The organism is Flavobacterium sasangense DSM 21067, from assembly GCF_000686885.1.
GTDB lineage: Bacteria > Bacteroidota > Bacteroidia > Flavobacteriales > Flavobacteriaceae > Flavobacterium > Flavobacterium sasangense.
The window spans coordinates 92,286-105,666 of record NZ_JMLU01000005.1; the positions used below are offsets into that span (position 1 = coordinate 92,286).

At 33.2% G+C, this 13,381-nt stretch carries 12 protein-coding genes; 10 read left to right on the forward strand and 2 right to left on the reverse strand.

Going from position 1 to position 13,381, the window contains the following annotated elements; genetic code table 11:
* The first annotated feature begins 105 nt into the window (after positions 1–105).
* From BP92_RS0105800 to BP92_RS0105840, 9 genes are all read left to right on the forward strand, one after another.
* Positions 106–2,883: a VPS10 domain-containing protein gene (locus tag BP92_RS0105800; protein WP_026725194.1), complete on the forward strand. Its 2,778-nt coding sequence runs from the start codon at positions 106–108 to the stop codon at positions 2,881–2,883.
* 90 nt (positions 2,884–2,973) lie between these two features.
* The gene (locus BP92_RS0105805) at positions 2,974–3,846 is read left to right on the forward strand and encodes a hypothetical protein (RefSeq protein ID WP_026725195.1); all 873 of its coding nucleotides are present in this window, start codon (positions 2,974–2,976) and stop codon (positions 3,844–3,846) included.
* Positions 3,847–4,024: 178 nt separating this feature from the next.
* Complete coding sequence (locus tag BP92_RS0105810; RefSeq protein ID WP_026725196.1) at positions 4,025–4,906, forward strand: succinate dehydrogenase cytochrome b subunit; 882 nt, start codon at positions 4,025–4,027, stop codon at positions 4,904–4,906.
* Between the two features lie 18 nt (positions 4,907–4,924).
* Complete coding sequence (locus tag BP92_RS0105815) at positions 4,925–6,934, forward strand: fumarate reductase/succinate dehydrogenase flavoprotein subunit (RefSeq protein ID WP_026725197.1); 2,010 nt, start codon at positions 4,925–4,927, stop codon at positions 6,932–6,934.
* 6 nt (positions 6,935–6,940) lie between these two features.
* Entirely contained in the window at positions 6,941–7,522 is a 582-nt protein-coding gene (locus tag BP92_RS0105820; RefSeq protein WP_026725198.1) for a hypothetical protein, read from the forward strand.
* A gap of 12 nt (positions 7,523–7,534) precedes the next feature.
* The gene (locus BP92_RS0105825; RefSeq protein ID WP_026725199.1) at positions 7,535–8,293 is read left to right on the forward strand and encodes a succinate dehydrogenase/fumarate reductase iron-sulfur subunit; all 759 of its coding nucleotides are present in this window, start codon (positions 7,535–7,537) and stop codon (positions 8,291–8,293) included.
* Between the two features lie 38 nt (positions 8,294–8,331).
* Positions 8,332–8,835 carry a hypothetical protein gene (locus tag BP92_RS0105830; protein WP_150111873.1) on the forward strand — a complete coding sequence of 168 codons (504 nt, stop codon included), beginning with the start codon at positions 8,332–8,334 and terminating at the stop codon, positions 8,833–8,835.
* 126 nt (positions 8,836–8,961) lie between these two features.
* A complete protein-coding gene (locus BP92_RS0105835; protein ID WP_026725201.1) occupies positions 8,962–9,414 on the forward strand; it encodes a hypothetical protein in 453 nt (150 codons plus the stop codon).
* Positions 9,415–10,179 (forward strand): nitrilase family protein, encoded by a 765-nt coding sequence (locus BP92_RS0105840; protein ID WP_026725202.1) that lies wholly within the window; start codon positions 9,415–9,417, stop codon positions 10,177–10,179. It abuts the gene before it with no gap.
* Here the strand turns inward: BP92_RS0105840 and BP92_RS0105845 are convergent.
* Both BP92_RS0105845 and BP92_RS0105850 read right to left on the reverse strand, forming a co-directional pair.
* Positions 10,176–11,777, reverse strand: a complete 1,602-nt coding sequence (locus tag BP92_RS0105845) for an Ig-like domain-containing protein (RefSeq protein ID WP_026725203.1) — start codon at positions 11,775–11,777, stop codon at positions 10,176–10,178. The genes BP92_RS0105840 and BP92_RS0105845 overlap by 4 nt on opposite strands.
* A gap of 67 nt (positions 11,778–11,844) precedes the next feature.
* The gene (locus tag BP92_RS0105850) at positions 11,845–12,399 is read right to left on the reverse strand and encodes a ComF family protein (RefSeq protein ID WP_316929526.1); all 555 of its coding nucleotides are present in this window, start codon (positions 12,397–12,399) and stop codon (positions 11,845–11,847) included.
* Positions 12,400–12,589: 190 nt separating this feature from the next.
* On the opposite strand from BP92_RS0105850, the gene BP92_RS0105855 reads away from it, so the two are divergent.
* Positions 12,590–13,366, forward strand: coding sequence for a hypothetical protein (locus BP92_RS0105855; RefSeq protein ID WP_026725205.1), 777 nt, complete (start codon positions 12,590–12,592; stop codon positions 13,364–13,366).
* Positions 13,367–13,381: the final 15 nt, after the last annotated feature.

Genomic DNA, 13,381 nt, shown 5'->3' on the forward strand with positions numbered 1-13,381 from the left:
TTTTGTTCTCCAAAATTAATAAGATAAAAATGAAAAGTTGTTAAATACTTTAGAAATTTTGTAGAAGTGCAATGTTTTGGCTAATTTTCAACAAATTTTTTCGAGATGAAGCAAATTACTATCCTGTTTTTATTGATTGTGCAATCGACAATCGCTCAAAATTCGTTGTTTAATCAAGTGGAAGCTAAAAATATCGGACCAACCATCATGAGTGGTCGTGTGGTTGATTTAGCTGTAAATCCAAAAAATCCAACCGAGTTTTACGTGGCTTATGCTACAGGCGGTCTTTGGTATACCAATAACAACGGGACTTCTTTTTCGCCTGTGATGGATTCGGCGGAAACGGTAAATTGTGGTTCCGTTACAGTGGATTGGAATTCGGGAACTATTTGGGTTGGAACAGGCGAGGTGAATGCTTCGCGTTCGTCTTATGCTGGAGTTGGAGTTTTAAAATCTTCGGATAAAGGCAAAACTTGGGAAAATTTAGGATTAAAAGATTCGCATCACATTAGCAGAATTTGGGTCAACCCAAGTAATTTAAATGAAATTGTCGTGGCTGCTGTCGGACATTTATATACAACTAACAAAGAACGTGGGATTTATAAGTCAACTGATGGTGGAAAATCTTGGAAACAAACTTTATTTGTAGCGGAAGATGCTGGAATTATTGATTTAGCGGTTTCGAAAACTAATCCTAAAATCATGTTTGCGGCATCTTGGCAAAAAGATAGAAAAGCGTGGCACTTTGATGGTGATGGTGAAAAATCGGGTATTTATAAGAGTGAAGACGGCGGAACTTCTTGGAAATTGATTACTACAAAAGAAAGCGGATTTCCTGCGAATGAAGGTGTGGGAAGAATTGGTTTGGCACTATTCAATGAAAATGTAATTTATGCCGTTGTTGATAATCAGAACAAACGACCAAAAACAGCTTCAAAAAATAAATTGACCACAATGTTGTCAACTCCAGGTGCGGATTTCATGGAAATTTCGAATAAAGAATTGAACATTGCTTTGAAAGAAAGTGGTTTTAGAGATAAATATCGTGCTGAAAACATTAAAAATTGGGTTGCCGATAATAATATGGAGCCAAAAGAAGTTTTAGCTGTTTTATCTGACGCGAATAAAGCGTTGTTTGAAACCGAAGTAATTGGTTGCGAAGTCTACAAATCAGAAGACGGTGGAAAATCTTGGAATAAAACGAATCAGAATTATATAGACGATATGTTTTACACGTATGGCTATTATTTCGCGAACATTTCGGTAGATGATAAAAATCAAAATCGTGTTTACATTGGTGGTGTTCCGTTATTGTTTTCGGAAGATGGAGGAAAAACGTTCACAGCCATTTCAAAAGAAAATGTACATGCCGATCATCATGTAACATGGATAAATCCAGAAAATCCAAATCACATTATCAACGGGAATGATGGAGGTGTGAATATTTCATACGATAATGGAGCACATTGGATTAAATGCAACAATGAAGCGCTGGGTCAATTGTATGCCGTGAATGTGGATTATCAAGAAAATTACAATGTTTATGGCGGAATGCAAGACAACGGCGTTTGGTTTGGAAATAATGAATATGCTCACTCTGTCGCTTGGCATCAAGAGGGAAAATATCCGTATCAAGAGTTAATTGGCGGCGATGGCATGCAAATTCAAATTGATAGTCGTAATCCAAATGTAGTTTTCACAGGATATCAATTTGGAAACTACTACAGAATCAATCAAAAAGAAGGTAAGTTTGATTTCATCACACCAAGAGCTCCAAAAGGAGAAAAGCCATACCGTTTCAATTGGCAAACACCGATTTTATTGTCTTCGCACAACCAAGATATTTTGTATATGGGTTCGGAGTTTTTACATCGTTCAATGAATCAAGGCGAAACGTGGGAACGAATTTCAGGCGATTTAACCAATGGTGCAAAAGAAGGAAATGTAGCTTTTGGAACTATTTCAACCATTTCAGAAAGTAAATTTCAATTTGGACTGCTTTATGCAGGTTCTGATGATGGAAAAATTCACGTTTCGAAAGATGGTGGAGCTTCATGGCAATTGATTTCGGGTAATTTACCTCAAAGCTTATGGGTTTCAAGAGTTACGGCTTCGACTCATAAAAAAGAAAGAGTTTATGCAACTTTAAACGGATACAGAAACGATAATTTCGAAAGTTATGCTTTTGTTTCGGACGATTTTGGAACTACTTGGACTTCAATCTCAAATGGATTAACGCAAGCAGTTAACGTAATTGTTGAAGATTCGGCAAATGAGAATGTTTTATACATTGGAACCGATAATGGTTTGTTTATTTCGATAGACAAAGGTGCAACTTGGCAAGATTTTTCAAACGGAATGCCAAATGTAGCAGTTCATGATGCCGTTATTCAAACGAAAGCGAAAGAATTAATCGTTGGAACTCACGGACGTTCGATTTATAAAATGGACATTTCTAAAGTTCAGGAATTAACGAAAGATGTTTTAGCTAAAAACCTGCATTTATTCAAAGTAAACGATAGAACAAAATCCGATCGTTGGGGAACTCAAAGCTACGCTTGGGGAAAACCGAGTGAGCCATCGCAAACAATTTGGTTTTATGCTAATGCAGATGGAATTGTGAATGTTTCGATTGCGAATGAAGCAGGATTGGTGGTTCACACTCAAAAAGTTGAAGCTAAAAAAGGATTGAATTCGTTTAATTTTGATTATTCGATGACAAAAAATGTTGCGGATAATTGGAATAAAAAAGATAAGAATATCAAAATCAAAGAAGCTGAAAACAAGAAGTTTTATTTGCCAATTGGGAAATTTAAGCTTACGATTTCAAAAGATAAAATTTCAGAAAGCAAATCATTCGAAATTTTAAATCCTAAAAAATAGTTAAAAAGGCATACTATTTGCTGTAATATTTACGTTAGTTGATTAAGCAGATGTTTTAAATTTACTATTTCAAACGTTAATTTTGATTTTATGAAAAGAATTGTTGGATTTTTTTTGATTTTAGTTTCTGTTTTTTCTTTTTTCTCTTGTGAGGATGAAGATGATACGGTGAACGAACCCTATTTAATTGTAAAATTCAAATTTGATCCTAATCAAGTGCGTTTGAATAATTTGGGTCAACCAGCTGCAATTCCAACGGGTCATGCTGCTCAATCTCCAGATTTTAGTAAAATTAGTGCTCATTATTTTGAATTGGCTCCAAATGCTTACACCCAATTAACTCAGGGAACTGTTTTATATCATGCTGATGAGACTACTCAAGGAGGTTCGGTTGCAATTGATTTTAGTAAAGCTGTAATTGTGGGTGAAGGAGAAGCCTTTTTAAGGATTCCTTTAAGTCAAGTTGCACAAGGAAATTATGAATATGTTCGTGTTTCTTTGGCGTATCAAGAATATGGAATTTCGGTACGAAATAATGGTGCCGATTATCAAGGAAAGCTTGCTAGTTTTGTTGGATATAATACTTACATCACAACACATGCTATAGGTAACAATTCATTTCCTGTAAACGGAAATCGTTTGCAAGGTTACTGGGCTTTCGCTTTGACTGATTTTCCATATGCTACTTCAGGCCAAGCGCCAGCTGGTGCTACTACAGTTCCAAATCCTATTGCGTCGACTTCACCAATTCCGTCAGGTTCTTGTGTGGTAACTGGTAAATTTGCGCAAAATTTAGTCATTAACGGCAATGAAACTCGTGATGTAGTGGTTACTTTATCATTGTCAACCAATAATAGTTTTGAGTGGCAAGAAGTAACGGCTGATGGCAAATACGAGCCTTCTATTGGTGAAAATGTTATAGATATGGGGCTAAGAGGATTGATTCCATCTTATGTGAAATAATTTTTTTGCAAAAATGCTATACATTTGAATATGAAAAGCCTTTTAATCCTTTGATATTCAACAATAGTTAAACTCATTTTAAAATCATTATAAATTAGCTTCAAAAGGTTGTAGTTAATTTCAAATAGTCTTATTTTTGTTTGATTTTTTATTAAACTAGTACAATCAAATAAAAATTATGGCAAAATCGGCACTATTGAAGTCATCTATCGTAAAAAAATACTGGATGGCTCTTACAGGTTTATTCTTATGCTTGTTTTTGGCGGGACATTTGGCAGGAAATCTTCAATTGATTTTCGGAACCAGTCAGCAATTCAATGAATATGCATTATTCATGACCACCAATCCTGCAGTTAAGTTACTTTCTTATGTTACTTACATTTCAATTATATTCCATGCTATTGATGGAATTATGTTGACATTCCAAAACAAAAAAGCAAGACCAATTGGTTATGCTAAGACAGATGGTTCTTCAAGTAGTTTAGCTTCAAGAAATATGGCTGTTTTAGGAACTGTTATTTTGGTTTTTATTGCTACTCACATGGTAAACTTTTGGGCAAAAATGCATTTTGACCAAAACATGCCTTTAGTCAAAAAAGAAATTGACAACGGGATGGGAGGAAAACAAATTCAATTAGTTGGAACAAAAGATTCTCAAATGCCGTTTATGCAGTTAGATCAAACAGGGAAACTTTCAAAAGAGTTTTTTGAGATGATTAAAGCACAAACTCAAGGGCAATACGATTTAGAAGTTAAAGACATGACTAAAATCGTAAATAAAAAAACTGGGGAAGTAGTTTTCATTGGTTACAAAGATTTACATAAACTAACTGTAGACTTCTTCAAAGATGCGAAGTATGGATTGTATTTTACAATTGGTTATGTTTTAGCTATGTTAGCTTTAGCATTTCACTTATGGCACGGTTTTCAAAGTGCTTTCCAATCTTTAGGTGTTAATAATAAGTTTACACCTGTAATTAAGTTTTTCGGAAAAGCATTTGCAATTATAGTTCCGCTATTATTTGCAATTATTCCTATTATCTTACACTTTAAAAAATAATCAACATCAGTATATATTATGAAGTTAGATTCTAAAATACCAGCGGGTCCATTAAAAGACAAATGGACCGATCATAAAAACCACTTGAAATTAGTTGCTCCAAACAATAGACCAAAAATCGATATTATTGTGGTAGGAACTGGTTTAGCAGGTGCTTCTGCTGCTGCTTCTCTTGGAGAAATGGGATATAATGTAAAAGCATTCTGTTTTCAAGATTCACCTCGTCGTGCACACTCTATTGCGGCTCAAGGAGGTATTAATGCAGCAAAAAATTATCAAAATGATGGTGATAGTGTTTACCGTCTTTTCTATGATACAATTAAAGGTGGTGACTATCGTGCACGTGAAGCAAACGTTCATCGTTTAGCAGAAGTTTCCGGTAACATCATTGACCAATGTGTGGCGCAAGGTGTTCCTTTCGCTCGCGAATATGGTGGAATGTTAGACAACCGTTCGTTTGGTGGAACGCAAGTACAACGTACTTTTTACGCTGCTGGACAAACTGGACAACAATTATTATTAGGAGCATATTCAGCTTTATCAAGACAAATCGGGTTGGGTCGCGTAAAAATGTACAACCGTCACGAAATGTTAGATATTGTTAAAGTAGACGGAAAAGCGCGTGGAATTATCGCTCGTAACTTAATCACAGGAGAAATCGAAAGACATTCAGCTCACGCAGTTGTTATCGCTTCTGGAGGTTACGGAAACGTATATTTCCTTTCTACAAACGCAATGGGAAGTAACGTAACAGCTGGATGGAAAATCCACAAACAAGGAGCATTATTCGCTAATCCATGTTATGTACAAATTCACCCAACATGTATTCCAGTTCACGGAACGAATCAGTCAAAATTAACGTTGATGTCTGAATCGTTACGTAACTCAGGACGTATTTGGGTTCCAAAGAAAAAAGAAGATGCAGAAGCAATTAGAGCTGGGAAATTAAAACCAACTCAAATTGCTGAAGAAGATAGAGATTACTACTTAGAAAGAAGATATCCTGCGTTTGGAAACTTAGTACCTCGTGACGTAGCTTCAAGAGCTGCAAAAGAGCGTTGTGATGCTGGTTACGGAATCGAAGCGAATGATACTAACGAGGGAGTTTACTTAGATTTCTCTACAGAAATTCAAACAAAAGGTAAACAAGCCGCTTACGCGAAAGGAAATCATAATCCAACTCCAGAAGAAATTACAGCTTTAGGAAAACAGTGGTTAGAAGAGAAATATGGTAACTTGTTTACGATGTATCAAAAAATCACGGATGAGAATCCTTATGAAACACCAATGAAAATTTATCCAGCAGTTCACTATACTATGGGTGGTGTTTGGGTGGATTATAACCTACAATCTACAATTCCAGGTTGTTTCGTTGCTGGTGAAGCAAACTTCTCTGATCACGGAGCTAACCGTTTAGGAGCTTCGGCTTTAATGCAAGGTTTAGCGGATGGATATTTCGTGTTGCCATACACCATTTCTAACTATTTAGCAGATGAAATTAGAACTGGAAAAATCTCTACAGATTCTCCAGAATTCTTAGAAGCAGAAGCTAGAGTGAAAGATTCAATTAGTAAATTCTTAAACAACAACGGTACAAAATCGGTTGATTATTTCCATAAAAAATTAGGTTTGATTATGTGGAATAAAGTAGGAATGGGAAGAAATGAAGCTGGCTTAAAAGAAGCTATTGCAGAAATTGCTCAATTAAAAGAAGATTTCTACAAAGATGTTTATGTTCCTGGAAGCGCAGACGAATTAAACCCTGAGTTAGAAAAAGTATTAAGAGTTGCCGATTTCATCGAGTTAGGTCAATTGATGGCAATGGATGCTTTACAACGTAAAGAATCTTGTGGAGGTCACTTCCGTGAAGAGTATCAAGACGCTGAAGGTGAAACATTACGTGATGACGAAAACTTCAAATTTGTTGGAGCTTGGGAATACAAAGGTGATGACATCAGCAAAGAAGAGCTTCACAAAGAAGAATTGAAATACGAAGAAATAAAAATTGCTGCACGTAATTATAAATAGTATTTTATGAATAAATTACGCCATGTATTGATTTTAGTGATTTTCTTTTTAGGAATTACTAACATTTTTTCTCAAAAAATAACCAATCAACCTGTTGTTAAACCTTCAGAAGGAAAAGCATTGGTTTATATTACTAGATCAAATGGAGCAATGATGGTAAATTTTAGAGTCTACGATAAAGATTTGTTTATTGGGGCTTTAGAATATGGAAATTATTTTCTTTATGAATGTGAACCTGGTCAGCATTTATTTTGGGCTGCTTCTGAGAATAGAGATTTTGTCGAGGCAAATCTTGAAGCAAACAAAGTATATGTAATTGATCTTGAAGCTAGAATGGGTGCTTTTATTGCTGCTGTTGCTGTTGTTCCACAAAATCCTAAGGAAAAGAGACATAGAAAAATGTTTTATAGAACTGTAAAGAAAGAAACTTCTGTTGTAAAGTTTCAATCAAAATTAACATCTCAAGATAAAGAAAGTAATATCATTGCCGCATTAGAGAAATATAAAGATTTAAAACAAAACAATTCTACCAAAATTATGGTTTTAAATCCTGATATGAATTTTGAAAATGCTGATAAACCAGAATAAAAGATATAATTTATGAGTACAAAAAACATAAACATAAACCTTAAAATTTGGCGTCAAAAGAATGCTAATTCAAAAGGGAGCATGGAAACATATAAATTAGATAATGTTTCTACTGCAAGTTCGTTTTTGGAAATGTTAGACCAATTAAACGAGCAATTAATTAACGAGAAAAAAGAACCAGTGGCATTTGATCACGACTGTCGTGAAGGTATTTGCGGAATGTGTTCTTTATACATCAACGGTCGTGCTCACGGACCTGATACAGGAATTACTACTTGTCAGTTACACATGAGAATGTTCAACGATGGCGATACCATCTACATCGAACCATGGAGAAGTAAAGCGTTTCCTGTAATCAAAGATTTAGTGGTTGATAGAAGTGCTTTCGATAGAATTCAACAAGCTGGAGGTTTCGTATCGGTAAATACATCTGGAAATACGATTGATGCGAACTCAATTCCAGTTCCAAAAGACGATGCAGACAAAGCTTTTGAAGCGGCTGCTTGTATTGGGTGTGGTGCTTGTGTGGCTACTTGTAAAAACGGTTCTGCAATGTTGTTTGTGGGAGCTAAAGTATCACAATATGCATTATTACCACAAGGTAAAGTAGAAGCTACACAACGTGTGTTAAACATGGTGCGTCAAATGGACGAAGAAGGATTCGGAAATTGTACAAACACTGGAGCATGTGAAATCGAATGTCCAAAAGGAATTTCTTTAGAGAATATTGCTCGCATGAACAGAGAATACTTAAAAGCAAGTTTAAAATAAATTTTATGAAATCAATTTTTAAAATATCAATTTTACTTTTGTTTGTAACATTGTTTTCTTGTTCATCTGAAGACTCTTCTAATAACAATAATGTTGATCCAATAGATACAGTTTATCCTATGGAGATTTATTTAGATGGTGAACATATTGTCTTACAAAATGATAGTAATTTAGCAAATCCATTAGGAGGTACTTTTGGTCCGGATTATAATTTATTATATGGGTTTTCTCAATCATCATTGACTGGTAGACCAGTTATTGATAGAAAAGTAGAAATGAAATTAGCTATCCCAAAAACAAATGTTGTTGTAGGAGAGCATCTTTTTACAAATGCTATTCAAACTAATGGTTATTTTGCCGACATGGACATCAAAATTGATGGTGTTGTTAAAGTTGTTAATACAACAAGTGGAAAAATAAATGTTACTTCGATAGATCCTGTTACAAATTTAGTGACTGGTACTTTTGAGTTAATTACTAATGATGGTACCAATCAAAATCATACAGTAACTGGTTCATTTGAATATGTTATAGTTGATTAAATAATTTAGTACAAAAATAAAAAACGCATTCATTAATTTGGATGCGTTTTTTATTGTTTAAATATTTCTTAAACATTATTAAATAAAAGAATAAAATGGTAATTTTAACCTGATAAATTTGTCAATATGAAACAGCTATTTCTTTTGTTTTTCTTTCTTTTTTCCATTTCGGTTTTATCGCAAAATAGGGTTTTAGTTATTCAACAATTAAACTCTAAATTCACCAAAGAGATTGATGAGAATAAACGTATAAAAGTATGGACTAAAGATGGGGAAAAATTTTACGGAAGATTTACAATAAAAGACTCCACAAGTATTATAATTGAAGATAAAGTTGTGCTGTTAGAAGATATCATAAAAATGAAGAAAAAATCACTTTTTGGAGCCATAGCAAATCCTATTTTCATTGTTTATGGTTCTTTTGTGATAATTGCTGGTGCTGCAACTGTTGGAACTGGGGCTTGGGGGGCATTAATTGGAGGAAGCTTTATTGTTGCAGGAATACCAATGGTTTTAATACCCTCAATTAGTAATAATCATCCAATACAAGATTGGAAATATTCAATTAAAACAGAATAGATGAAAATAGCGCTTTTTCAAACCAAATTAGCTTGGCAAAATCCTGAAATCAATAGAACATTCATCGAAGAATATTTCTTGAATGAAGACGAGCCATTTGATTTATTTGTTTTGCCCGAAATGTTTACATCAGGTTTTACAATGAATCCATCTACTGTGGCTGAAACTATGGAAGGGGAAACTATGGCTTGGCTAAAAGATTTGGCTAAAAAGAAAACGTGTGCTATTACAGGAAGTTTAGTCATCAAAGAGGATGAAAATTTCTATAACCGAATGGTTTTTGTGTTTCCATCTGGCGAAGTACAGTTTTACAACAAAAGACATTTATTTACCTTAGCTGGAGAAGAAAAAGTGTACACAAAAGGAACTGAGAAAGTCATTGTAAACTATAACAATTGGAATATTTGCTTACAAATTTGCTATGATTTGCGTTTTCCAGTTTTTGTTCGAAATGTTGAAAATTACGATTTGTTATTGTACGTTGCCAATTGGCCAAAACCTCGTATTAATGCATGGGACGCTTTATTAAAGGCACGTGCCATAGAAAACATGTGTTACACCATTGGTGTAAATAGAATAGGCGAAGATGCAAATCATTTAGACTATCCCGGACATTCAAAAGCAATTGACTTTTTAGGGAATACAATTGTGGACTGCGAAAATGAATTAGGTGTTTTTATCTTTGAATTAGATAAAAGCTCCCAAAACGAAGCTAGAGATAAATTCAATTTTCTGAACGATAAAGATGCTTTTGAAATCCTCTAATCCAAAATAAAATCTTGTTCCACATCCCAGTTGGCTCTAACGTCAATTAGCTTTGGAAAATAGATGATTTCTTCGGCTTGTTTTTTAGCTAAGTAATTACCAGTTGTCCATTCATTATCAGAATTATCGTCGTAGATGATTCTTATAGTGTATAATTTTGGGTCGATAGTTTCAAAATAGATACTTGTTTCTTTTGTTGAAGTAGCTTTGTATAACACCTCATTCTTATCTAATAATTCAATTATGAAAGGAAAACGTTTTACGTTTATCAGATTAATTTTTAAGTTTCCATAATCGGAAAGTTGTTTGGTAGCAAAATTGAATTTTAAGGAGTCGTTAGACTTGTTATAAAGGTCTTTTACAGCGCCAGGAAACAATTCTATAGTATATTTTTCATTTTCTTCTTTTTTGAAATCAAAAGCAATTTCTTGATCAAAATCATGATATTTCGTTGTGAACTTCACGGCTACCGAGTCTTTGTTTTTTAAAATAATTTTTGATTCATCAATAGTTACTACAGGCGTGGTTGTTTTTAAAACGAAAGCATCTCTAAAAGGCAATACTGCTCCTGTTTTGTTTACAATATCTAGCGAATCGGCTTCTTTTAGATTTTTTAGTTTTGAAGTGAAGTTTTTAGAATAGGTTCCGTTTTTGACAGTAATTTGAATGGAATCCATTTTTACGTTGGGATAAAAAATCTGTACAGAATCTTTATTTTTTTCAGGAAATCTCGCAATTTTAATAGGCACTTCTTTGTTGTTATAGCTGGCACTAATTGAAGTGTTTTTAAAATCTCCCTCGTAACCTAAAAAAAGTTTGTTATTGCTTTCTTGGGTTGGTTTAAAAGTTTTAAACGGTTTCTTTTCTTGAAATAACTCTAATTCAAACATGTCTGATGTTGGAATTGTTATTGGATAGTCAATAAACCCTATTTTATCTGTATCAGGATTGTATTTATTGTTATTTGCTTTGTCTTTTATGGCTACAATTTTATAAGAACCTTCTTTAAGATTTTCAAGAGAAAATACTTTTAAGCTATCTAATGTGCTAGTAATGTAAAGAGGTGTTTCTTTGTATACGGTTGAATCAGTAAATGTTTTAGCATCATAAAGCATAACACTAATAAAACTATCAGGTTTTTGCTCATATGCGTCTTTAACTTTTCCTACAACGGTTAGAGAGTCAACATAGCTTCCGGTAGATAAAACGTATTTGAATTGTGAATACGGATTTCCTTCATTATTGTCGGTAATACTTTGTCCAAAGTTGAAGCTGTAAGTTGTATTTGGTACTAAAGTGTCTAAGATTTTAATTGAAATATATTTGCTAGCACTTCCTTGCGGCACAATGATAGGTTGTTTTTTCATTGGAGGTGAAATGATCAATTGTTTGTTGATGTCTTTCACTTTAATTAATTCATCAAAATTAATTTTGATTTCGTTTCCTTTAAAATTAGTAGTAAAATTTTCAGGTAAACTATTTATAATTTTTGGCGCAATAGTGTCTTTTTTGCCTCCAGTAATAGTGCCTCTTTTAGCACAATTGGTTAACAATAAAAGACTTGCTGATAAAAAAGCTATGTATTTAAATTTTGTCATTTTCTCAAATAATGTGGTTACAAAATAACGACTATAATTAGTACAAACATACAAATTTTAGTATTTTTTATGATTGCGTGTAAGCAATCGTTACGATACTTACTTTGCTGTTTGGTATTTTTAATAAAGCTTTTGCGCATGCTTCTAATGTTGCGCCTGAGGTCATAACATCATCTACAAGCAAAAAATGTTTATTGGAATCTGCTTCAGTAAAATGAACATCAAACAAGGCGTTGGTTATATCTTTCCTATTTTCTTTGTCTTTTTTTGTTTGTGTTTTAGAATATCTGCTTCTATACAATAAATTAGGGTTGTACGGAATCTTAAGTTCATTTGACAGTGCTTCGCAAAAGGTTGTGATTTGATTGTAACCTCTTTCTTCTAATCTTTTTTTATGAAGAGGTACTGGAATTATTTCGGAGACTGTTTTTATATTTGCAACGGATTCTAAGTCTTTTGCATACCATTCACCTAGCAAGGTTCCAATTTCTTGGTGTTTTTTGTATTTTAGATTATGAATTAAGTTTTGAACAATCCCTTTTTTGTGAAAATACAGCATGGCGGCACTAAATTCAACGGGAATTATGCCATAAAATTTTTTTGTCGTATCATTGCCGGCCAAAATATGATGGTTGGTATAAGGTAAGTGATGATTACAATTCGTACAAATGATTTTTTCATTTTGAAGTAGTAATGAGTCACATCCCATACAAAGTTTTGGAAAAAGTAAGTTTAACAGATATTTTACCATTTTATCGATTAATTATATCAACATTAACATTTTTAAATAAATTTATAAAAAAGTTTATAAAATGGCACGCAGAAAAAACAAAATAACAAAAATTAGCATCTTAATATTGATGCTGTTGTCGTTATTTTTAGGTGTCAAATATTATAAAGTTTTAGATGAATTTAATGCCTATGCTCAAAGCTCTGATTTAGAGAACAAAGTTCTTGAAAGTCAGTTAACTGAAATTCTTCACAAATACGATTCAGTTAGCGCTAAGAATAAAATCGACAGTATTAAATTTGATCAAGTAATCAAACCAAACAATTCTAACGCTATTGTAGATAAATCTTCTAAAAGTAGTCTTGTACAAGATTCAATTGTTTTTTATGCGAAAGAATTGCAAACAGCAAAAAAAGAGAATCGTAATCTTACTGTTGCTAATTTAGTTGAAACCAAAAAGAACAACTCTAAAACAAATAACCTTTCTGCATTAAACATAAATGCCAAAGGAGTTAAAATTTACTCTGATGCTTACAAAATGAGTGAAGCCAAAATTCAACAATTAAGAGTTTGTTTTACTTTAGAAGAAAATCAATTGGTAAATTCGGGTGAAAAGACAATTTATGTGCAAGTGGTAAACCCCAAAAATCAAATTATTTCTTTAGGGGATACTTTTGTTGAATCAGATGCTAATGTTAAGTTACAATATAGTGCTTCCGTTACTACTAATTACCAGAAAAAAGATACTGATGTTTGTACTTATGTCGATTTAGAAAAAAATAAAACGATTAAAGGGAAATACAAAATCAATATTTACCACGATTTTGTTAAAATTGGTACTACAATTTTCGAATATTAATAATTCTTATTTTTA

Bases quoted from the DNA above. Each gene is read 5' to 3' on its own strand.
- BP92_RS0105820 (WP_026725198.1), top strand. From the start codon at position 6,941: ATGAATAAATTACGCCATGTATTGATTTTAGTGATTTTCTTTTTAGGA.
- BP92_RS0105815 (WP_026725197.1), top strand. From the start codon at position 4,925: ATGAAGTTAGATTCTAAAATACCAGCGGGTCCATTAAAAGACAAATGG.
- BP92_RS0105825 (WP_026725199.1), top strand. From the start codon at position 7,535: ATGAGTACAAAAAACATAAACATAAACCTTAAAATTTGGCGTCAAAAG.
- BP92_RS0105845 (WP_026725203.1), bottom strand. From the start codon at position 11,777: ATGACAAAATTTAAATACATAGCTTTTTTATCAGCAAGTCTTTTATTG.
- BP92_RS0105835 (WP_026725201.1), top strand. From the start codon at position 8,962: ATGAAACAGCTATTTCTTTTGTTTTTCTTTCTTTTTTCCATTTCGGTT.
- BP92_RS0105805 (WP_026725195.1), top strand. From the start codon at position 2,974: ATGAAAAGAATTGTTGGATTTTTTTTGATTTTAGTTTCTGTTTTTTCT.
- BP92_RS0105810 (WP_026725196.1), top strand. From the start codon at position 4,025: ATGGCAAAATCGGCACTATTGAAGTCATCTATCGTAAAAAAATACTGG.
- BP92_RS0105800 (WP_026725194.1), top strand. From the start codon at position 106: ATGAAGCAAATTACTATCCTGTTTTTATTGATTGTGCAATCGACAATC.
- BP92_RS0105855 (WP_026725205.1), top strand. From the start codon at position 12,590: ATGGCACGCAGAAAAAACAAAATAACAAAAATTAGCATCTTAATATTG.
- BP92_RS0105840 (WP_026725202.1), top strand. From the start codon at position 9,415: ATGAAAATAGCGCTTTTTCAAACCAAATTAGCTTGGCAAAATCCTGAA.